Below are 23215 nucleotides of genomic sequence, written 5' to 3'. Positions count from 1 at the left end.
ATGTACATACATATCGTAATTAAACAAACACATATTGCAGCACTCCGGAAGGGCCTGCCGACCGGAAACCCTGGGAGGGGTCATGCCAGAAACTGCGACCGGATCCGCCGTCGGCGAGGTCCTGACCGCATTGCGTCTTGCGACCATGGTCGCGGGCACCGCCCCCTATGGTCTCGTCGAAAACGGCGCGCTCGCAATCGGCACCGATGGCCGCATCGCCTGGTGCGGCAGCGCCGCCGACCTGCCGGCGGATTACGCATCCTGGCCATCCCGGTCCCTGGGCGGGCGCCTCGTCACTCCCGGCCTCGTCGACTGCCACACCCATATCGTCCATGGCGGCAACCGGGCCCGCGAGTTCGAGCTGCGCCTCGAAGGGGCGAGCTATGAGGAGATCGCCCGCGCAGGCGGCGGCATCGTCTCCACCGTCGCGGCGACGCGGGCTGCGAGCGAGGACGACCTGGTCGCCTCCGCCCTGCCCCGGCTCGATACGCTGATCGGCGAAGGCGTCACCACCATCGAGATCAAGTCGGGCTACGGCCTGACCATCGCCGACGAAATCCGCATGCTTGCAGCCGCACGCCGTCTCGGACGGGAACGCGGCGTGCGCGTCGTCACGTCCTGGCTTGCCGCGCATGCGGTGCCGGTCGAATACAAGGGCCGCTCGCAGGCCTATCTCGACGAGGTGGTGCTGCCGGGCCTCGAGGCGGCGCATGCGGCCGGCCTGGTCGATGCCGTCGACGGGTTCTGCGAGGGCATCGCCTTTTCCCCGGCCGAGATGGCACAGGTCTTCGAGCGGGCAAAGGCTCTCGGCCTGCCGATCAAGCTGCATGCCGAACAGCTGTCGGATCTCGGCGGGGCGAAGCTTGCCGCGCAATACGGTGCGCTGTCCGCCGATCACCTCGAATATCTCGGCCAGGACGGTGTGGATACGATGGCGGCCTCCGGCACGGTCGCCGTGCTTCTGCCCGGCGCCTTCTACACCTTGCGGGAGACGCAGGCGCCTCCCGTTGCAGCGCTGCGCGCAGCCCGCGTGCCGATCGCCCTTGCCACCGACTGCAATCCCGGCTCCTCGCCGCTGACCTCGCTGCTGCTCGCCATGAACATGGGCGCGACCCTGTTCCGCCTTACGCCGGAAGAGTGCCTTGCCGGTGCGACCTGCGAGGCGGCACGGGCGCTCGGCCTTGCCGGCGAGATCGGCACCATCGAGGCCGGCAAGCGCGCCGACCTCGCCGTCTGGAACGTCGCGGAACCGGCCGAGCTGACCTATCGCATCGGCTTCAACCCGCTGCACGAACGCATCTTCGGAGGCGCACAATGAGCGTCATGACCCTTACGCCGGGCAGCGTCACGCTGGCCCAGCTCGAACGCATCCACCGCGAGAGCCTGCCCGCGCGCATCGACCGCAGCGCACAAGCCGACATCGAGCGCGCGGCCGAGCGGGTCGCCGCGGCCGCCATGGGCGAGGAAGCCGTCTACGGCGTCAACACCGGCTTCGGCAAGCTCGCCAGCGTCAAGATCGCGGGAGCCGACACGGCGACGCTCCAGCGCAACCTGATCCTGTCCCATTGCTGCGGCGTCGGCGAGTTGCTCGACGGCGCGACGACGCGGCTGATGATGGTGCTGAAACTGCTGTCGCTCGGGCGCGGCGCCTCGGGCGTACGCTTCGAGGTATTGAAGCTGATCGAGGACTGCCTTGCCGCCGGCATCACCCCTTGCGTTCCCTCGCAAGGGTCGGTCGGCGCCTCGGGCGACCTTGCCCCGCTCGCCCACATGACCGCCGTGCTGATCGGCGAGGGCGAGGCGGACTACGAGGGCACCCGCATGCCCGGCCGCGCCGCGCTGGAAAAAGCGGGGCTCACGCCGGTCGTGCTCGGCCCGAAGGAGGGTCTCGGCCTCATCAACGGCACCCAGTTCTCCACCGCCTGCGCGCTTGCTGGCCTGTTCACCGCATGGCGGCTGGCGGAAGCCACCGTGCTCACCGCGAGCCTGTCCACCGATGCGATCATGGGCTCGACCGCCCCGCTGCTGCCGGAGATCCACGCGCTTCGCGGCCATCGCGGCCAGATCGAGGTCGCGGCCGCCATGCGTGCCCTGATGGAAGGATCGCAGATCCGCGAAAGCCACCGCACCGGCGACAGCCGCGTGCAGGACCCCTATTGCATCCGCTGCCAGCCGCAGGTGGCCGGCGCCTGCGTCGACCTGCTGCGCATGGCCGGCCGCACGCTGGAGATCGAGGCGAATGCGGCAACCGACAACCCGCTTGTGCTGATCGACGAGGGACGCATCGTCTCGGGCGGCAATTTCCACGCCGAGCCGGTCGCCTTCGCCGCCGACCAGATCGCGCTGGCGATTGCCGAGCTTGGCGCCATCGCCCAGCGCCGGGTGGCGCTGATGGTCGACCCGACCCTGTCCTTCGACCTGCCGCCCTTCCTTGCCCGCGATCCCGGCCTCAACTCCGGCATGATGATCGCCGAGGTAACGACGGCAGCCTTGATGAGCGAGAACAAGCACCTTGCCCATCCCTGTTCCATCGATTCCACTCCGACCAGCGCCAACCAGGAAGACCATGTCTCCATGGCCGCCCATGGCGCCCGGCGGCTGGAGCGGATGAACGCCAATCTCGCCGTCATTCTCGGTGTCGAGATGCTGTGCGCGGCCGAAGGCATCGAGCATCGTGCCCCGCTCGCCACCAGCGCGCCGCTGGCCGCCGCCGTCGCCCGGCTGCGCCAGCATGTGGCGCCGCTGGAGGCCGACCGCTACATGGCGCCCGATCTGCAGGTCGCAGCTCACCTCGTCACCAGCCGCGAAGTCGTGACGGCCGCGAGCGAAGCCGCCCTGCTGTCGCTGGGAGAGGCCGCATGACCCCCGTCGAAATCCGCAAGGGCACGAGCCCGATCGTCCTCGGCCTGCCGCACACTGGCACCCACGTGCCGCAAGAGATCGCCAACCGGCTTAACGCGCGCGGCCTGGAGCTGGCCGATACGGACTGGCACATCCACCTGCTCTATGACGGGCTGCTGGACGATGCCACCACGGTGCGCGCGACCTTCCATCGCTATGTCGTCGACGCCAACCGGGACCCGGCAGGCGCGAGCCTTTATCCGGGCCAGAACACCACCGGCCTCGTGCCGGAGACGGATTTCGACGGCGTGCCGATCTGGAAGGACGGCGAGGCTCCGACCGAAACCGACGTTGCTGCCCGGCGCGAGGCGTTCCACGCGCCCTATCATGCCGCGCTTGCCGCCGAGATCGAGCGGGTGAAGGCGATCCACGGCGTCGCCATCCTCTACGACTGCCACTCGATCCGCTCGCACATTCCCTTCCTCTTCGAAGGCACGCTGCCGGACTTCAACATCGGCACAAATGGCGGGGCGACCTGCCATCCCCTGATCGAGCAGGCCACTGTGGAGGTCTGCGGCGGGGCGGACGGCTACACCAGCATCCTCAACGGCCGCTTCAAGGGCGGCTGGACCACCCGCCACTACGGCCGGCCGGCCGACAATGTCCACGCCATCCAGATGGAGCTCGCCCAGTCGACCCATCTGGCGAGCGAGAGCGCGCCCTTCGCCTATGACGAGGCGAAGGCGGGCGCCCTTCGCGTCCATCTCAAGACCCTTCTCACCCGTCTGGAACGCCTCGCGCTCGACGGGTCGCTTGTCTCCGGAGGAAACACATGACGAACCCGCGCCACAACACCCGCACCGTGCGGGCGGCCACCGGCACCGAGATCACCGCGAAGTCCTGGCTGACCGAAGCTCCCTTGCGGATGCTGATGAACAACCTCGACCCCGACGTGGCGGAGAAGCCGAACGAGCTCGTCGTCTATGGCGGTATCGGCCGGGCGGCACGTACCTGGGACGATTTCGACCGCATCGTCGCGACCCTGCGCGACCTTGAGGAAAACGAGACGCTGGTCGTCCAGTCGGGCAAGCCGGTCGGCGTGTTCCGCACCCACAAGGACGCCCCGCGGGTGCTGATCGCCAATTCAAACCTCGTCCCGCACTGGGCCAACTGGGACCACTTCAACAAGCTCGATAAGGCCGGGCTGATGATGTACGGCCAGATGACCGCCGGCTCGTGGATCTATATCGGCAGCCAGGGCATCGTGCAGGGCACCTACGAGACCTTCGTTGAGGCCGGCCGCCAGCACTATGGTGGTTCGCTCAAGGGCAAGTGGATCCTCACCGGCGGTCTCGGCGGCATGGGCGGCGCCCAGCCGCTCGCCGCGGTGATGGCCGGCGCCTGCTGCCTTGCGGTCGAGTGCAATCCCGAATCCATCGATTTCCGCCTGCGCACGCGATATGTCGACGAGAAGGCGGAAACGCTGGACGAGGCGCTGGAGATGATCGAGCGCTGGACCAAGGCGGGCGAGGCCAAGTCCGTCGGCCTTCTGGGCAATGCGGCGGAGATCTTTCCCGAGCTGGTGCGCCGCGGGGTGAAGCCGGACATCGTCACCGACCAGACCTCGGCCCACGACCCGATCAACGGCTACCTGCCGAAGGGCTGGACCATGGCCGAATGGGCAGCCAAGCGCGAGAGCGACCCGAAGGCCGTGGAGAAGGCCGCACGCGCCTCCATGCGCGAGCACGTCGCCGCCATGGTCGACTTCTGGAACATGGGCGTTCCGACGCTGGACTACGGCAACAACATCCGCCAGGTCGCACTGGAGGAAGGGCTGGAAAACGCCTTCGCCTTCCCCGGCTTCGTGCCCGCCTATATCCGCCCGTTGTTCTGCCGTGGCGTCGGTCCGTTCCGCTGGGCGGCGCTGTCCGGCGATCCGGAAGACATCTACAAGACCGATGCCAAGGTGCGCGAGCTGCTGCCCGACAACACCCATCTGCATCGCTGGCTCGACATGGCGCGCGAGCGCATCTCGTTCCAGGGCCTGCCGGCGCGCATCTGCTGGGTGGGCCTGGGCGACCGCCACCGGCTGGGTCTTGCCTTCAACGAGATGGTGCGCAACGGCGAGCTCAAGGCGCCGATCGTCATCGGCCGCGACCATCTCGATTCCGGCTCCGTCGCCTCGCCCAACCGCGAGACGGAGGCCATGCAGGATGGCTCGGACGCTGTGTCCGACTGGCCGCTGCTCAACGCGCTTCTCAATTGCGCGAGCGGGGCGACCTGGGTCAGCCTGCACCATGGCGGCGGCGTCGGCATGGGCTTCTCGCAGCATTCGGGCATGGTGATCTGCTGCGACGGCAGCGAAGATGCCGACCGCCGTATCGAGCGGGTGCTGTGGAACGATCCGGCGACCGGCGTGATGCGCCATGCCGATGCCGGCTACGACATTGCGCTCGACTGCGCCAGGGAACACGGCCTGCGCCTGCCCGCCATCCTCGGCAACTGAGGAGACGGGTCCGCGGGACGTTCAAAGGGCCGAAAAGGCCACCGTGATGCTGTGAAGAAAAACCAACCAGAGGACTGTGCTGCCATGAAGAGACGTGATTTTCTGAAGACCGCCGCTGTCGGCGGCCTCGCCACCGCCGCTGCAAGCGGTCTTGCCGCTCCCGCCATCGCCCAGGACGTAAGGCGCTGGAAGATGGTCACCGCCTGGCCGAAGAACCTGCCGGGCCCGGGCGTCGCCGCGCAGATGCTGGCCGACCGCATCACCGCCCTGTCGGGCGGCCGCATCGAGGTGCAGCTTTACGCCGCCGGCGAACTGGTGCCGGGCAACGGCGTGTTCGACGCCGTGTCGGAAGGCACCGCCGAGCTCTACCATGCGGTCCCCTCCTACTGGGGTTCCAAGTCCAAGGGCATCCTGCTGTTCGGCTCGCAGCCCTTCGGCCTGCGCGCGGACGAGCAGTTCGGCTGGCTCGCCCATGGCGGCGGCCAGGAGCTCTATGACGAGATCTACGGCCGCTTCGGCCTGAAGCCGTTCCTGTGCGGCAATTCCGGCCCGCAGTGGGCCGGCTGGTTCCGCAACGAGATCAACTCGGTCGACGACTTGAAGGGTCTGCGCTTCCGCACCACCGGCCTCGCTTCGGAAATGTGCGCCAAGCTCGGCATGGCCGTGCAGGCGATGGGCGGGCGCGATATGTTCCAGGCGCTGCAGTCGGGCGCGCTCGACGCGGGCGAGTTCATCGGCCCGTGGTCGGACTCCGCCCTCGGCTTCCAGCAGGTCGCCAAGAACTACTACTGGCCGGGCGTCGGCGAGCCGTCCTCGGCCGAGGAATGCGCGGTCAACAAGGCTGCCTATGACGCGCTGCCGGCCGACCTGCAGCAGGCCGTCGCGCTGGCTTGCGAGTCGCTCTACAACCCGGTCTGGACCGAGTACACGACCAAGCATGCGATGGCGCTGCAGCAGCTCGTCGCCGAGCAGGGCGTGCAGGTCAAGAAGCTGCCGGACGACGTCATCGTCGCCATGGGCAACGCCGCCGGCGAGGTCATCGGCGAGTTGCGCGAGAACGACGACGAGCTGGTGCGCCGGATCGTCGAGAGCTTCCTCGCCTATCGCTCGTCGGTCGCCGACTACATGGTCTATGCCGACAACGGGCAGATGAACGCCCGCGCGATGGACTACAAGTACTGAGCAAGCCTCGGTAAAACCTGCTAGGGTTCGGACGCGGTTTCGGACCCTGGCACCGCCCGTCTTACAGGTCGCGGGCCGGTCTCCGGCTCGCGATCCTCCCCCTGATCGCCCGCACGAGAGGACAAGGCCCGTGCTCGCCCGCCTTGCAGACAGGCTCGACCTGGTCAATCGCTCCGTCGGCGCCCTGGTGCGCTGGCTGGCGCTCTTCATGGTGCTGCTGCAGTTCGGCGTGGTGGTACTGCGCTACGTCTATGGCATCAGCTTCATCTTCCTGAACGAGGGCGTGCTCTACATGCATGCCGCCCTGTTCATGCTGGGCGCCGGCTACACGCTGCTGGTCGACGGTCATGTGCGCGTCGACATCTTCTACGCGAAGTTCGGCACCCGCGGCCGCGCGGTGATCGACGCGCTGGGGGCTCTGGTCTTCCTGCTGCCCTCGCTTGCCATCCTTGCCTGGTGGTCCTGGCCGTCCGTGCGCAATTCCTGGGCCGTGATGGAGGGCGCCATCTCCGTCGGCGGCATCCCGGCCTCCTTCCTGCTCAAGTCGCTGGTGCCCGCCTTCTGCGTGCTGCTGGCCATCCAGGGCATCGCCTGCCTGCTGCGTGATCTTTCCCGCATCGCGGCGCCGCAGGACGCCAACGCCGCCTCCGAAAACGGGACCCGCGCCTGATGCTGCCGCTCGACCTCCTGATGTTCGCCGCGCTGATCGTCGCGATCCTGATCGGCTATCCGGTCTCGTTCATTCTCGCGGGCATCGCGACGCTGTTCGCCATTCTCGGCCATTTCACCGGCCAGTTCGACATGAGCCTGCTGGGCGCGCTCGGGCAGCGCGTCTTCGGCGTGATGACCAACGACGTGCTGATCGCCATTCCGCTCTTCGTCTTCATGGGCGTGGTGCTGGAAAAGAGCCGCATCGCCGAAGACCTGCTGGAGACCGCAGGCCGTCTGTTCGGTACGCTGCGCGGCGGGCTCGGCATCTCCGTCGTGCTGGTCGGCGCGCTGCTGGCCGCCTCCACCGGGATCGTCGGCGCCACCGTCGTGGCGATGGGCCTGATCGCCCTGCCGACCATGCTGCGCAACGGCTACGACGCCCGGCTCGCCTCCGGCATCGTGTGCACCTCCGGCACGCTCGGCCAGATCATTCCGCCCTCGACCTTGCTGATCATCCTGTCCGACGTGATGTCGAACGCCTACCAGCAGGCGCAGTTCCGCCAGGGCAAGTTCACCATCGAGACGATCTCGGTCGGCCAGATCTTCGCAGCAGCCCTGCTGCCGGGCCTGATGCTGGTCGCGATCTATATCGGCTACCTGCTCGTCAAGGCCTGGCTGTCGCCGGCCTCCGCCCCGGCCATGCAGCACGAGGGCGCGCGCCCTTCCGCTCGGGAGATCTCCGGGGCCATCGTCCCGCCGGTGCTGCTGATCATCGCCGTGCTCGGCTCGATCCTCGGCGGCATCGCGACGCCGGGCGAGGCCGCGGCCGTCGGCGCCATCGGCGCGCTGCTGATGGCCTCCGCCCGCTTCGGCAACGGCCAGCGCAAGCTGGTGATCGCCGGTGCGGCAAGCCTTGCCCTGCTCGCCGTTCTGATCTCGGTCCATCCCGTTCGCCTGCAGCGCAGCGACGTCGGCCCGCTCGACTGGGCGGCCGGCGCCCTGGCAACGGTTTTCGTCCTCGTGGCAGCCGCCGCGATCCTGCAGGCGCTCGCCCGCACCTTCCGGGCCGATGTCCTCAAGCCGGTGATGAACTCGACCCTGTCGGTGACGGCGATGATCTTCGCCACCATCCTCACCGCCAGCATCTTCTCGCTGGTGTTTCGCGGGCTCGGCGGCGATCACCGGATCGAGGAATTCCTGACCAACATGCCGGGCGGCCCGGACGCTGCCCTGCTCTTCGTCATGGCAATGGTCTTCCTGCTCGGCTTCTTCCTGGATTTCGTCGAGATCTCGGTGATCCTGCTACCGCTGGTGGCGCCGGTGCTGATCCTGATGGGTCACGACCCGGTCTGGCTGTCGATCCTCATCGCGATCAACCTGCAGACCTCATTCCTGACCCCGCCCTTCGGCTTCTCGCTGTTCTACCTGCGCGGTGCAGCACCACCCGAGGTCACCACCGGGCAGATCTACCAGGGCGTCATTCCCTTCATCGCCCTGCAGATCGCCGGCGTCGGCCTGATCTGGCTGTTGCCGCAGATTGCGACCACCCTGCCCCGTCTGATCTTCTGATCAAAGCCTCCAGGAGGCTCAGATCGGCGCGATGACCACGCTCTCGCCCTCGGGGAAGAACACTTCCTCCAGGTTGACGCCCGGGCCGCTCCTGTCGACGACCAGGAAATCCTGCAGGGGCTGGAGCACCAGCAGCGGGTGATGCCAGACGCCGCGGGCGATCTGGACGCCCTGGTCCCCGCGCGCAAGGAAGCAGCGGCAATCGGCCGGGCGCGCGTCGCTGGCGACGACCACCAGCCATGCATGATCCTGCATCGGCACGAAAGCCTGACTGCCGAGCGGATGACGCTCGAGCATCCGCACGGTCAGCGGGCTCGGCCAGGGAGTTCCCCGGAAAATCGAGAGTATCGGCTTGCCGTCCGGGCCGGGTTCGGCCTCGGCGAGAGCATGAAACCTACGGGTGCGCCCCTCGTTGATGAGGTGGCTCGCCTCGTGGCGGGCTTCGATGACATCTCCGAACGAGGAAAAGGCCTCGCGGGTCAAGGGTTCGGGCGTCAGCACGTGGGTCATGCTTTCCTCCTGGCAGACAGGTGACCTGGGACAACCTTCTAATATTCAATAATTGCCAAGAAACACAGGGTCATAGCGCGCCCGAGGCGGCAGTCGTTGCGAGTGTCACATCGGGGCAACAGGCCTTAATGATTCCTTACGGGAAGGGCTGTTTCGCGCGCGCAGCGATTGCAAGTGGCGCCATCTTGGGGAAAGTACTTGCCAGCACGATACCACTTTTGCGCGTGCGATTTTTTTTGAAAGCGTTCATGCACACCTTGGGAGGGTGTCATTTCTTATCGTTTCCCCCATAGCCGCTTTCGCGCGGTCTCCGGTCGCGAGTTGCTGTCCACCTCTTGCGTGGCAGCGCTCATTGCAGGTACCGGCTCCGCCGCTGCACAGGATGCAACCTCCCAGGTCGAACGCTACTGGGGCGCATGGGGCGAAATCGGCGCCCAGGCCGGAACGGAAGCCGCCTCCTTCCTCGAAGGGTTCATGCCCATCGGCCAGGACGGGGACAGCGTCGTCTTCCTCGACCTGCGTCTCGACTACGGCGAGAACGCGCGCGGCTCCATGTCGGTCGGCTTCGGCGCGCGCGAGCTGGTCGCCGACGACCTGGTGATCGGCGCCAATGCCTTCGTCGACGTCGTCCGCACGGAAAACAGCGAATACCACCTCGGCGCCACCTTCGGCCTCGAGGCCTTCACGTCCATCTTCGACCTGCGCCTGAACGCCCATGTCCCGCTGGGCGCCAAGAAGGTGCTGGGCAGCCGGACCGTGACCACCGGCGTCAACGTTGTCGGCAACCAGCTGGTCGAGCAGCGTGCCCAGATCGAGCGCACCGAAGGCCTGCTGTACGGCCTGACCGGCGAGCTCGGTGCCCTCTTCGATTCTCCGTTTTCCGAGAACCAGAAGCTGCGCACCTATGTCGGCGGCTATGTCTACGACCGCAGCGGCTTCAAGATGGAGACCGGCGCGCGCGTCGGCCTCGAATATCAGGTCAACGATGCCCTCGGCATTTCCGGCTCGCGCCTGACGCTGGGTGCCGAGCTCGTCTACGACAAGGACGACGAGTTCGACGCGATCGCCTCCGCGCGCTTCCGCATGCCGCTCTTTGCCGGCCAGACGGACGACGGCAGCGAGACCCGCTCGCGCCTGTCGCCGATCCGCGAGCGCATGGCCGAAGGCATCCGCCGCGACAAGGGCATTCGCTCCGCCACCCGCGCGCGCTCCTCCGCCCTTGCCAATATCCCGGTCGTCAACCCGACCACCGGCCGGGTCTACGGCGGCATCTACTATGCCAACCGGTCCGGCGGCGGCTCGGGCAGCTTCATCGACCCGACGAGCCTTTCGGCGGCCATCACAAGCGCCGGCACCGACGGTATCGTCGTGGTGCTGGGCGATGACGGCACGGTCACCACGACCGGCGTCACCATGCAGTCCGGCCAGGTGCTGGTCGGCGGCGGCGAGAGCATCGCCGTACGCCTGTCCAGCGGTCTGACCACCTCGTTCCTGACTTCGGGCACCGCCGGCACCATCGACGGCGATCCGGGCATCACCACCGTCACGCTGGCCGACGACGTTCTCATCCGCGGGCTGACCCTGCAGGGCGGCAGCACGGTGATCGGCGGCAACAACGTCTCCAACGTCACCCTGTCGAACCTGTCGATCCAGAACGCCACCGACGGCGTCAGCATCACCGGTGCGACCAATGCCACGCTGAACAGCCTCACCTTCAGCGGCATCACCGGCACGTCGATCTTCCTGAACAACGAAGCCGCGACCCTGTCGAACATCACCATCGACGGCGGCACCAACGGCATCTCGATCGCCAACAACACCGGCACGACCCGGCTATCGACGATCAACATCTCCAACGTGACCGGAGATGCGCTGTCCTTCGACAACAACGGCGGCATCATCAACGTCGCCAACCTGACGGCGACGAACACCGGCGACGACGCGGTGGTCATCACCGGCGGCGGCACGTTCAACTTCACCGGCACGACGACGGTCGACGGCCTCGGCGCGGGCGCATCCAGCGACGGCTTCGACCTCTCGGGCACGACGAACGCGACCATCGTCGCCGGCCATGTCGACATCACCGGCCTTGGCGGCGGTACGGGCCTCAACCTTGCCGGCGGCGACGCCTCGGTCACGATGGCCAGCCTCGACGTCACCGGCACCGGTGTTGCCGGCTCGCGCGGCATCGACATTTCCGGCACCCAGAACGGCCGGACGGTGACCATCACCAACGGCGGCAACATCTCCAACGTCGGCACCGGCATCGTGCTCGGCACCAACGGCGCGGCAGGCACCGCGGCCGACGCCATCTTCACCTTCGGCGGCGGCATGGTTGCCGGCAACGTGTTCGCGCTGGACGGCATCGGCATCCTGTCCGGCACCGGCAGCTACGGTTTCGGCACCACCGCCTTTACCGGCGCCTTCAATTTCGACATCAGCAGCACCCAGAATTTCTACGTGTCCGCGAGCGGCACCGGCGACGGTTCCTCGACGAACAATGCCGCCTCGATCGCCACCGCCATCGCGCAGGCCGGCAGCCTCGGCGCCGTCAACTTCATCCTGATCAACGACGGCTCGGCCATCGACACGTCGGGCCTGACCTTCACGCTCGCCAACGGCCAGAGCATCGACACGTTCGGCGGCGGGCGCACCTTCACCGAGGCCGGCTACCTCATTCCGCTGAACATCACCGGCGACAACCTGCCGACCGGCGGTGTCACCATCACCGATCCGACGGGCCTGGGCGCGGCGACGCTGACCAACTCGTCCGGCGGCGTCGCGACCCTGTCGCTCGCCAATGGCAACGCGGTCCGCAACATCACGGTCGGCAACGCTGCCGGCAACGCCATTTCCGGCTCCGGCATCGCCGGCGTCACCATCAGCGGCGTCACCTCCACCGCCGGCATCTCGCTCGCCAATACATCCGGCTCGGTCATCCTGACCGATGTCGCGGTGAACAACGGCAGCGGCACCGGCCTGTCGCTGTCGGGCAACACCGGCACCGTCACCGGCAGCAATGTCGACATTGCCGGCGTGAACTCTCTCGCCGTCTCCGGCGGCAATGCCGCCATCACCTTCGACGGCGACAGCTCGATCACCAATACCGGCGGGGCCGCCGTCGAGATCACCGGCCGCATCGGCGGCAGCTTCAGCCATTTCGGCTCGATCTCGTCGAACGGTGGAACCGCATCCGGCATCACCATCGCCGGCGCGACGGCGGCCAGCAACGTCACCTTCGGCGGTCTGGTCTCGCTCGGCACCACCACCGCGCTCGGCGGCGGCAGCGGCCTCAGCCTCGACAACAACGGCCAGTCTTCGGCCATCGCCTTCACCGGCGGGCTCGACATCGCCACGGCCGGCTTCAACGCACTTTCGGCGACCGGCGGCGGCTCGCTCAACATCTCCGGCGGCTCCATCTCCGCAACCGGCGGCAGCGCGGCCTCCATCGGCGGCGGCATCGCCACCAACATCACGCTCTCCAGCGTCACCAGCAGCGGTGCTGCGGGCGATGCACTGTCGCTGGCGCTCGGCACCGGCAGCAGCTTCACCGTCACCGGCACCACAACTCTGTCCGGAATGGGCGACGACGGTATCGACCTGTCCGGATCGACCGGCGGCAGCTTCAGTTTCGGCGACGTCGACATCGCCGGCCTCGACGCAGGTGCCGGCCTCAACCTTGCCGGCGGCGATGCGACGCTCACCATGTCGAGCCTCGACGTCACCGGCACCGGCACCGCCGGTTCGCGCGGCATCGACATTTCCGGCACGCAGAACGGCCGTACGGTCACCATCACCAATGGCGGTAACATCTCCGCTGTCGCGACCGGCGTCGTGCTCGGCACCAATGGTGCGGCAGGTGCGGCCCCCAGCGCCAACTTCACGTTCGGCGGCGGCAGCATCTCGGGCAGCAACTATGCCCTCGACGGCATCGGCGTAAATGCGGGCGACGGCACCTATGCCTTCGGCTCGACCGCCTTCACGGGCGGGTTCAACTTCGCCGTCAACCTCTCGAACAACTACTATGTCGCCGCGACGGCGACCGGCACCGGCGATGGCTCCTCCACCGACAACCGCGCCTCCATCGCCACCGCCATCGCGATGGCCTCGACGCTCGGCACGGTCAATTTCGTGCTGATCAACGACGGCTCGGCCATCGACACCTCGGGCTTGACCTTCACGCTGGACGACGGCCAGACCGTCGACACGTTCGGCGGCGGTCGGACCTTCACCGAATCCGGCTTCGTCATCCCGCTGAACATTACCGGCACCAACCTGCCGGCCACCGGCATCGCCGTCTCCGATCCGACGGGCCTGGGCGCGGCAACGCTGACCAATTCCGGTGGCGGCGGAGCCACGCTGGCACTCGCCAACGGCAACGCGATCCGCAACATCATCATCGGCAGCTCGGCCGGCAATGCGGTTTCGGGCTCCGGCATCGCCGGCGTCACTATCAGCGGCGTCACCTCGACCGCGGGCATCGACCTGACCAACACCACCGGTGCGGTCACGCTCACCAACCTTGCGATCTCCAACACCACCGGCACGGCGCTGTCGTTGGCCGGCGTTGCCGGCAACGTCACCGGCACCAATGTCGACATCACGGGTGTGAACTCGCTCGCCGTTTCCGGCGGCAACGGCACGATCAGCTTCGACGCCGACAGTTCGGTCCTCAACAGTTCGGGTGCCGCGGTCGCCATCACGGGACGTGTCGGCGGCAGTTTCAGCCATTTCGGATCGATCTCGTCGAACGGCACAACCGCATCCGGCATCCTCATCGCCGGCGCGACGGGCGCCAACAGCGTCACCTTCGGCGGTCAGGTCTCGCTCGGCACGACGACCGCGCTCACCAGCGTCGGCGTGAGTGTCAACAACGGCGGGACTGCGTCTACTGTCGCATTCGACGGCGGTCTCCAGGTCGTCACATCTGCGACTGCCGCGCTTGTCGGCTCGGGTGGCGGCACCTTGCGGATTTCCGATGCGGGCACGGAAACGCTGTCCACGACGGACGCGATGGCGATCAACATCTCCAACATGGCCGTGGACATCACGTTGGACGAGGTGAATGCCACCAACGCGAACATGACCTCGGTTCTGCTGCAGAATCTCGACGGGTCGTTCGCCGTCAACGGCGGCACGATCAACACGATTGCCAGCGGCAGCTCGTTCAACAGCTTCAACGTCATCCAGAACGATGCCGGCGCAACCCGCGCACTGTCGCTTGCCGTCGACAACCTGACCATTGTCCACGAAGCGTCCGGTGCGACAGCCACTCCCAGCGAGCACGGCGTCGTCGTCACCACCAGCGGTGATGACAGCGCTGTCGTCGCGATTTCCAATTCGACGTTCCAGGTCGAGGACACCGGCGTCCGCATCATCGGCAACAACGGGCTGATCACCGTCACCGACTTCGCCAACAACACGCTGCTGGGTTCCGCGACGGCCTTCGATCCGAGCCTCTTCGGCAATGGAGTGAACTTCCAGGGCGTCACGTTCGATTCCGACCTGTCCACCGCAGGCCTGCAGGCCGTCAACGGCGGGACCTTTACCGCCGGCACTCCGGGTCTCGCCGTCAGAAGCGCCGTTTTCTTCGAGAGCACGGCAAACCCAAATATCGGCCGGATCGACTTCACCAACTACAACGTGAACGCGGTGAACCAGGCGCTCACGCTGGGGTCGGGCAACCCCGGCCTGACGGTCGGGATTGCCGATGGCGAGGTCACGGGCGGCCAGATGTTCCTGGGAACCGGTTTCGGCCTGGCGAATGGCGACATCACCCTGTCGAGCCTGACGCTGGGCGGGACGACGACCGGCCGGCTTTACGCGGACCAGTTCGCCGGCTCGTTCACTGTCACCGGTACCACAACCATCAACGCTCCGGATCGAGTCAACTTCACCGGTCCAGCCTATTCCCGCACCCCTGCCACCGGCATCCAAATAACCGCGTCCTCGGGTGCCTTCAACTTCAACACGCTGACGGTGGCATCGACACCGGGAGCCAACCTGACAACCGGCGGCTCCACGGTGGGCATCGATCTGTCCGGCAACAGCGGCACGTTCACCGTCACGGGCACGACAACCATCTCCGACACGGTGGAAGATGCGATCCGCATCACCAATACCAGCGGAGCGATCTCCTTCGGGCGGACGGTGATCAACAACCCGCACGCCACCCCGCTGCCGACAGGCACCCCCGTCCCGTCGATCGAGGCGCGCAGCGCCGCCATCGACATTTCCGGCACGATCACCGGCGACATCTCGTTCGACGAACTCGACATCACGCTGAATTCACCGGATTCCACCGGTGTCGAGCTGACCGGCGCGACGATCAACGCCACCGTGAGCGCCGACACGTTCACAGTTGCCGGCAATGCGTCTACCGGGACCGTAGCGGTCGATCTGCGCGGGGCGCTCGGAGGCGGCACCGTCCGTCTCGGCGACACTGCGGCCGGCGGCAGCTCGAGCTCGATTTCCGGCGTCCACACCGGCGTGTTCCTCAACAGCGCGACCAATCTCGACTTCACCTATGGTGACGGCGAGGATGCGGTCGACACCGGATCGACGATCTCGGCGACGGTCGCCATCGATGCCGGCAGCGCCCCGGTTGCCGGCACCTACAATTTCCGCGACGTCGCCTTCTCGACCAGCCCGGGCAACGGCTTCAGCCTTGGCCGGATCTACTTCGTTGATGCTGACGGCGCGGTCGGCGGCGGCGACGGCTCCGGCTCCGACGCCTCCAACCCGATGACGCTGGCGGCTGCCGAGGCGGCCATTGCCGCGGGCGACATCATCGTCCTGATCGACAATGGCGACGTGATTACCGCCCTGGGCAGCAATGCCAATGATACGCTGAACCTGCTCGACAACGTGCAGCTGCTGAGCTTCGGTGACGGCGCCGGCGGCAGCCAGTCCGTCGCAGTCAACATCACGGCGCCGCCGACCATCCTGCTGTCTGCGACGAGCATCGTCATCGCCGACCCGACGGGCAACGGCGCGGCGACGCTGACCACTTCGGCCGGCAACGACGTCGTCACGCTCGGCTCCACCGGCAACCGCATTTCCGGCGTGCATCTTGAAGGCAACGGCACCGCCTCGCGCGGTGTCCACGACGTCGCCGGTGCCAGCAATACCGTGATCGAGCGCTCGCTGATCAGCAACTTCTCGACCTACGGCATCGAGATCACGCCCTCGACCAACACCACGATCGACGGCGTCACCTTCTCCGGCAATACCGGCGACGTCTTGCTCAATGCCGCCAATTCGACCCTGCGCAACATCACGTCCACCGGCTCGGGCGCAAACGGTTCGATCACCCTCGACAACACCACCGGCACCACCACGCTGGAGAACATCTCCATCACGTCGGGCGCACATGGACTGACGTTCAACAATGCCGGCGGCACCATCAACGCCACCAATGTCGATGTCGCCGGGACAACCCTCAACGCGATCGCCATCGACGGCAGCACCGCCGACTTCAACTTCGATGCCACCAGTTCGATCGACGTCACGCAGGGCAATGTGCTCTTCATGCTCCAGATGGGCGGCGGAAGCCTCACCCATGCGGGCACCGTGGTCGCCAATGGCGCGGGCAGCGCCGGCATCAGCTCCTTCAATGCCACCGGCGCCCATTCCGTGTCCTTCACCGGCACGGTGGATTTCGGCTCAACCACGGCGATGGGCGGCGACGGCCTGTTCATCGACAACAACGGCCAGACGGGCACGTACAGCTTCACCAATCTTGACATCAACGTCGAAAGCGCCTTCGGCGTGGTCTTCCAGCAGGGCGGCGCGCTCGGCATCGCCGCCGGCACAGTCGCCGCCAATGCCGGCCGGGGCATCAACCTTTCCAACACGGCGATCGCCGCCGGCGGCATCAACCTGACATCGCTGTCCAATACCAATGTCGCGGGCGCGGCTGGCATCGGGCTGAACAACCTCACCGGCGGCGCCTTCACCGTCTCCGGCACGACCACGGTTTCGGGCACCACCGGTTCGGCCGTGTCGCTCGCCAATGTCGCGGCGAACGTCAACCTGGGCACGGTCGACCTGACGCTCAGCAGCGGCGACGGACTGCTGCTCAACGGCAATTCCGGCACGCTGACGACCGACAACATGACCATCGCCATGGGCACCGGCGGCAACGGCATCCGCGCCACCGGTACCAACGGTGCCATGACCTTCGGCAATGTCGACATCACCGGTGTGGGCGCCTCCGCGACAGGTCTCAACCTGTCGGGCGGCACGTTCGACGGCGAGATCACCTTCGCAACGCTCGACATCGCCGGCACCGGCCAGGCCGGCTCGCGTGGCATCGATCTCACCGATTACGACAACAGCCAGGACGTGGTGACCACCGGGTCCGGGACGATCCAGGGCGTCCAGTTCGGCATCGATCTGACCAATTCGAACATCGCCAACGGCGTGCGGTTCCAGTACGGCGACGGTTCCGCTCCCGTGGCCAGCACCATCGACATCGGTGCGGTCGCCAGCAACATCGCCATCGTCACCACCGGCGTCACCGCGACCGGCGAGTACGATTTCGAGGACGTCGGCTTTGCCACGAGCAACGTCACGAACCTCCAGGGCGCCAACTACTTCGTCGTCGACACGAACGGCACGTCCGGCACCGGTACATTCTCCGATCCCGGTACGATATTCCAGGCGATGTCCTCCGGCGCCGATGTGATCGTGCTGGTCGATGCGACGACCGGCGGCGTGCAACAGACCATCGATCTCAGCACTGCATCCCTTACTCTTTCGGACGGCCGGGCACTGCTCGGCATGGCTGGCGGCGACAGCGTCGACCTCACGACGCTGGGCATTGCCGCCGGTGGCGCACCGGCGAGCGTCCTACTTACCGGTATCGCGTCCAATTCGACGATCACCGCCCCGGGCAGCTTCGACACGGTGGTTCCGATCCTGACGTCGGCGGCAACCGGCGCCACGGTGCTGATTTCGGGATCGGTAACAGTCCAGAATGTCTCCATCGCCAATACCAGCATCAGCGGCCATGGCATTGGAGTGGGCTTGAACGCGGCATCGAACGTCAACATCCGTTCCAGCGCGATCTCGACAGCCAGCTTCTTCTCCCGCGCCATCCACGCGTCCACTTCCGCCGGAGCATCGGAGCTAAACCTGTCGGATGTGACGCTGACGGGCGGCCTGCTCCTGGACGGCTCGGGCGGAGGCTCGCTGACGGCGACGGCTACCGGCACCAACACGATCACCACTTCGGGTGCCAGGGCGCTGGATCTCACCTCGGTCGCCATCGGTGCCGGAAATTTCACGTTCGACCAGATCACCTCGACCGGCAATCTGGCGGGCATCGAACTCGACACGGTGTCGGGTGCCGGCGGCATCACCATCCAGAACGCGAGCTTCAACCGGTCGGGCACCACGACCTACGACGTCGTCAGCCTGAATAACCTCACCATGACCGGCGCGCTGACGATCGCAAATCTGGACATCGATTCCAGCAACACGCAGAGCTTTGCCGGCGTGCAGACGACGGGCGCCAGCACCTCGACGATCAATATCGGCACCGGTGCGAACGGCGTGACCATCGACGACACGCAGTTCGGTTTTCTGTTCAACGGCTCGCACGGCACGGTGAACATCGGTACGGCGGGAGCGGGCGTACAGATCTCCAGCCGCGGCTCGGCGATCTCGTTCAACAACAACAGCACCGGCACGTTCCAGGTCGGCCATGCGGGGGCGACATCCACGATTGCCGTCAATGCAGGCAGTTCGCAGGCCTACGGCATCGGTTACCAGACCTCCGATGCCACGGTCACAGTCACGAACATCGACATCAACGGCACCGGCACGGACACGCTCTCCAACGGCATCCAACTCGTCGACAATGATGCGGTCGGCTCGTTCACGCTGGCCGGCACCAACACGATCGATGCGACCGGCGGCAACGGCGTCTTGATCCAGAACGCGAACGCCTCGATCTCCGGCCTGACGCTCGGCGCGTCCGCGACCGGCGCGGTGGATGACATCAGCGGCTCCGGTATCCTCATCAATCAGACCGGCGCAATCTCGAACACCGTGACGCTGTCCGACATCGTGATGGGTGCAGGCGGAAACGGCGACACCGGAGATATCTCCGGCGCCGGCATCCGCATCGCCTCGGTCGGCACCGGCGTCCTGACCTTCAACCTCACCGGCACCAACACCATCCGCTCGACCGGCCAGGCGCTCGATGTCGAAGAATTCGGAACTGGAACCGCCAACAACCTGCTGCTCTCCATCGACAACACGACCTTCGAGAGCGCGGCGTCCGGCGTACCCACCGTTCAGATCATCGGCCAGAACGTCTCGACCACCGAAAGCTCGGTCGGTATTCGCTCGTTTGCGAACAACACCGTGATCGGAAACGGCACCGGCGGTGGGATCCTGTTCCAGGCAGTCGATTTCGACGGCGACGGCGCAGGCGGTGCAGTCGCCGGCGGCACGCTGAATGTCGGCCAGGGCACGAGCAACCGGGTCCAGGGCGACGGCCTGTCACTCATCGACACGACCGGCGAGCTCGGTTTCACCACGCTCAACATCTTCAACAATGCCGGCACGGGCCTTGAGGTCGATACCAAGACGAACGGCTTCAATACCGTCTTCACGCTGAACGGCGGCGGGTCCGGCACGGTCGACACGACGGGCGGCACGGCGCTGTTCCTCGATCCGCTTACGATGAACCTTACCTTCGGCACGGTGAACTCGACCAACGCCGCCGGTTCGGGCGTCTATGTCGAGGGCGGCAACGCGACCGCGGCCGGCAACAACGCGCTGACCATCGGCACGCTGAACGTCACCGGTTCGGCCGGGGCCGGCCTCAGGATCACCGGTTCGACCGGAACGTTCAACCTTGGCGCGACCACCATCAACAATGCCGGATCGGCCGGCGCAGGCGTCGACATCGACCTCGGCGCGGGCAACACGACCACGGTCAACTTCACCGGCGCGCTCGATATCGACACGGATGCCGGCACCGGCTTCGACGCAAACGGCTCGGGCGGAACGCTGCTGACGCTGAATGTCGCAAGCAGCGGAACGCAGGCGATCAACACGGCGACCGGCCGCGGCATCATCATGAACACGGTCGCGGCCGGCACGGGCGGAGTCTTCTTCGACACTGCGGCCGCCTCCGGCATGTCCAGCGGCAACTTCGTCGACCTGCAGAACGTCTCAGGCGGCACTTTCCGTGTCGCGGACACGAGTGTGTTCGATGTCAACGGGACCGGCGTGCGGATCGCCAATTCCTCGGCGGACTTCATTTTCAACGGCCTCGTCCTCGGCAACACCGGCACGCCGGGTTCGATGACCTACGGCATCGATCTCGACGGCAACTCGGGTTCGTTCACCACGACCGCTTCGAGCATCATCTACTACGCCCAGGACGCCGGCATCCGGATCACCAACGCCCAGTCGACATTCGTCGCCGATTTCCAGGCGCAGATGGAGGTCTCCAACCGCAACGACGCCGCTTATACGGCAGGGGGCGACGGCCTTCTCCTGCAGAACAACAATGCGGCCTCGCAAACCACATTCACCAGGTTCGTCCATACGGATTTCCAGCGGAACATCGGAGGGGGTACCACCACCGCCAACGGCCAGGGCATCAATGCCGATAGCGGCGGCATCCTCACGATCCTCGGCGGCAGCGTGAGCACCAACAACGCGCTCGGTGCCGGTGTCGCCTCGATCGACATCCGCAACACCACGACAAACGTCACGCTCAACTCCGTGTCCATCGACAATGACGATTTGGGCGAGAGCGGCGGCGGCATTTATCTCGAAAACAACGCCGGCAGCTTCACGCTCGAGGCGGCGTCCAATTACTCAACGAGCAATTCGATCGGTCTCTATGCCAACAATGCCGGCACCGTAACGCTCGGCAACGTCTCCGCCTTCAACGTCACGTCTTTCGGCGGCGGCCGCGCGCTCGACATCCGCAACACCGCGATGAACATAACGCTCGGCACCATCAACAATCCCGGCAGCTCGGGCTCGCCGATCAGGCTCAGCGACGGCACATCGGGTTCTCTGACGACCGGCAACCTGAGCCTGAGCAACGCGGCCGGTACGGGTCCGACGATCCTCATCTCGGATCTGGCCGCGGGGACCTCCGTCACGTTCGGCGGCAGCGCTGCCGTCACCAGCGGCGCCAACACCGCCGTGTCGCTCGCCAACAATGCGGGGTCGACGATCAACTTCAGCAATGGCGGGCTCGTCATCAACACGACGTCGGGAACCGGCTTCCTGGCCACCGGCGGCGGCACCGTGACGGTCACGGGCACCGGCAACACCGTGGATACCGGAACGGGCACCGCCGTCCAGTTCGTGAACACCCAGTTCGGCGCGGCCGGCGTGACCTTCCAGTCGATCAACACCAACGGCGCCGTCAACGGCATCGTTCTGGACAGCACGGGGAACACCGGAGGCTTCGCGGTCACCGGATCGGGCTCGACCCTGGGCAGCGGCGGCACGATCCAGAACTCCACCGGCAGCGGCATCATGCTGACCAACACCTACAACGTGGCGCTGACCAACCTCGACATCACCACGACCGGGGTCCACGGCATCTTCGGGTCCATCGTCACCAATCTCGACCTGACGCGCGTCCGTATCACCGATGCCGGCAACGCGGCAGACGAGAACGGCATCTTCCTGCAGAACCTCCGCGGAACAGCAGCAGAAGGCCTGGATAGCCGCTTCGACAGCGTCACCATCACCGGCGCCGCAGATGCAGGTATCGATATCGCCAACAGCACGGCAACGGCCTCGGGCGACACGTCCAATCCGGACCTTCTGACCATCGTCAATTCGACGATCTCCAACTCGGGCGTCCTCGGCTTGCTCGCCCAAACGAGTGACACAGCGGGCAACCTGCGCATCGACATGTCCGGCTCGACGCTGACCAACAACGCCTCGCGCGGCGTCGCTGCAAACGCCAGCAACGGCAACCTGCAGCTCAACCTCACCGGCGGCAACCAGCTTGTCCCGGGCGGTGGCGGCACGCAGTTCGTCGGCGTGGCAGGCACGGCCACCGGCAACGGCCAGTTGTTCTTCAACATCACCGGCAATACCATCACCCAGGCCGGCACCGCCGGCACGGGCCCGGCGATCATCGCGCTCAACGCCAACGACACCGGTCGTCTGCAGGGCACGATCAGCGGCAACACGCTGACGACGACGACAGCGGCAGGAACGCCGATCGACGGCATCGTCGTCACCAACTCGGGCAGCGGCAACAATGCCGTCACCATCCAGAACAACAACATCACCATCAATGACGGCTTCGGCATCTTCGCCAGCGGGCGCGATGCAGGCACCGGCCGCCTCGATGTCCAGGTCCTGAACAACACGATCAACGTGAACGGCACCGACATCGCCAATACCGGTATCGACCTGCGCAACCAGGGCACGGTCGGCCAGACGGTCTGCTTCCAGGTCCAGAACAACACGATCTCGACAGCCCCCGCCGGCAATGGCGACATCGTTATCGAGAACTCTGCCTCCGGCACGTTCCTGATCCAGGGTCTCGGCGGCACCTTCAACGAGGCGGCGGACTTCAATCCGGACACGCAGACGGTGGAGATCTTCCTTACCGGCCAGCAGTCTTCGGTGACGACAGGCAGCTTCATCAACCCGTTCTCGGCGTCCACGACCTTCGGCACCGGGACCTGCAACACGCCGACCGCTCCGTAGGCATCGATCGTATCACCGCCGCTCCGAAAGGGGCGGCGGTTTGCCTTTCCCGGAGCACTCGCCCCGCCTAACGTCGGGTTTCCACTGTGGCACCCGCCGCCCCGCTTTCCGGAAGCGCAATCCCAAAGCACATTTTATTAATTAAAGGTTGTATAATTCGCGATTAGGTAAATACTTTTCGCAATATAGTGGTGCTCTTTGCCCTTGATATCGACTGGAAATTGTCACAGGATCCGTGCGCAA

9 protein-coding genes are annotated in these 23215 nt (G+C 66.2%); 8 read left to right on the top strand and 1 reads right to left on the bottom strand.

Going from position 1 to position 23215, the window contains the following annotated elements; all coding sequences use genetic code 11:
- The first annotated feature begins 82 nt into the window (after positions 1 to 82).
- From hutI to H7H34_RS01920, 7 genes are all read left to right on the top strand, one after another.
- Positions 83 to 1318, top strand: a complete 1236-nt coding sequence (gene hutI, locus H7H34_RS01950) for an imidazolonepropionase (RefSeq protein ID WP_185924063.1) — start codon at positions 83 to 85, stop codon at positions 1316 to 1318.
- Positions 1315 to 2862, top strand: coding sequence for a histidine ammonia-lyase (hutH, locus tag H7H34_RS01945; protein WP_185924062.1), 1548 nt, complete (start codon positions 1315 to 1317; stop codon positions 2860 to 2862). The genes hutI and hutH overlap by 4 nt, the downstream gene beginning before the upstream one ends.
- Positions 2859 to 3677, top strand: a complete 819-nt coding sequence (hutG, locus tag H7H34_RS01940; RefSeq protein WP_185924061.1) for an N-formylglutamate deformylase — start codon at positions 2859 to 2861, stop codon at positions 3675 to 3677. The genes hutH and hutG overlap by 4 nt, the downstream gene beginning before the upstream one ends.
- Positions 3674 to 5347: a urocanate hydratase gene (gene hutU / locus H7H34_RS01935; protein ID WP_097175863.1), complete on the top strand. Its 1674-nt coding sequence runs from the start codon at positions 3674 to 3676 to the stop codon at positions 5345 to 5347. Before hutG ends, hutU begins: the two co-directional genes overlap by 4 nt.
- A gap of 84 nt (positions 5348 to 5431) precedes the next feature.
- A complete protein-coding gene (locus H7H34_RS01930; RefSeq protein WP_185924060.1) occupies positions 5432 to 6529 on the top strand; it encodes a TRAP transporter substrate-binding protein in 1098 nt (365 codons plus the stop codon).
- A gap of 130 nt (positions 6530 to 6659) precedes the next feature.
- Entirely contained in the window at positions 6660 to 7199 is a 540-nt protein-coding gene (locus H7H34_RS01925; protein ID WP_371811339.1) for a TRAP transporter small permease subunit, read from the top strand.
- Positions 7199 to 8749 (top strand): TRAP transporter large permease, encoded by a 1551-nt coding sequence (locus tag H7H34_RS01920; RefSeq protein WP_120270355.1) that lies wholly within the window; start codon positions 7199 to 7201, stop codon positions 8747 to 8749. Before H7H34_RS01925 ends, H7H34_RS01920 begins: the two co-directional genes overlap by 1 nt.
- Before the next feature lie 18 nt (positions 8750 to 8767).
- On the opposite strand, the gene H7H34_RS01915 is transcribed toward H7H34_RS01920, so the two are convergent.
- Positions 8768 to 9259, bottom strand: a complete 492-nt coding sequence (locus H7H34_RS01915; RefSeq protein ID WP_185924059.1) for an ureidoglycolate lyase — start codon at positions 9257 to 9259, stop codon at positions 8768 to 8770.
- 321 nt (positions 9260 to 9580) lie between these two features.
- Here H7H34_RS01915 and H7H34_RS01910 point away from each other — a divergent pair, with 321 nt between their 5' ends.
- Positions 9581 to 22972, top strand: a complete 13392-nt coding sequence (locus tag H7H34_RS01910; protein WP_185924058.1) for a hypothetical protein — start codon at positions 9581 to 9583, stop codon at positions 22970 to 22972.
- The last annotated feature ends 243 nt before the right edge of the window (positions 22973 to 23215 follow it).

The organism is Stappia sp. 28M-7 (genome assembly GCF_014252955.1).
In the GTDB taxonomy this organism is placed as follows: domain Bacteria; phylum Pseudomonadota; class Alphaproteobacteria; order Rhizobiales; family Stappiaceae; genus Stappia.
The sequence above is the reverse complement of the archived record's forward strand: the minus strand, read 5'-3'. Positions and strand labels throughout refer to the sequence as shown.

Excerpts from the sequence above, each read along its gene's own strand:
- hutU (WP_097175863.1), top strand. The coding sequence starts at position 3,674 with ATGACGAACCCGCGCCACAACACCCGCACCGTGCGGGCGGCCACCGGC.
- hutG (WP_185924061.1), top strand. The coding sequence starts at position 2,859 with ATGACCCCCGTCGAAATCCGCAAGGGCACGAGCCCGATCGTCCTCGGC.
- H7H34_RS01930 (WP_185924060.1), top strand. The coding sequence starts at position 5,432 with ATGAAGAGACGTGATTTTCTGAAGACCGCCGCTGTCGGCGGCCTCGCC.
- hutH (WP_185924062.1), top strand. The coding sequence starts at position 1,315 with ATGAGCGTCATGACCCTTACGCCGGGCAGCGTCACGCTGGCCCAGCTC.
- H7H34_RS01915 (WP_185924059.1), bottom strand. The coding sequence starts at position 9,259 with ATGACCCACGTGCTGACGCCCGAACCCTTGACCCGCGAGGCCTTTTCC.
- hutI (WP_185924063.1), top strand. The coding sequence starts at position 83 with ATGCCAGAAACTGCGACCGGATCCGCCGTCGGCGAGGTCCTGACCGCA.
- H7H34_RS01920 (WP_120270355.1), top strand. The coding sequence starts at position 7,199 with ATGCTGCCGCTCGACCTCCTGATGTTCGCCGCGCTGATCGTCGCGATC.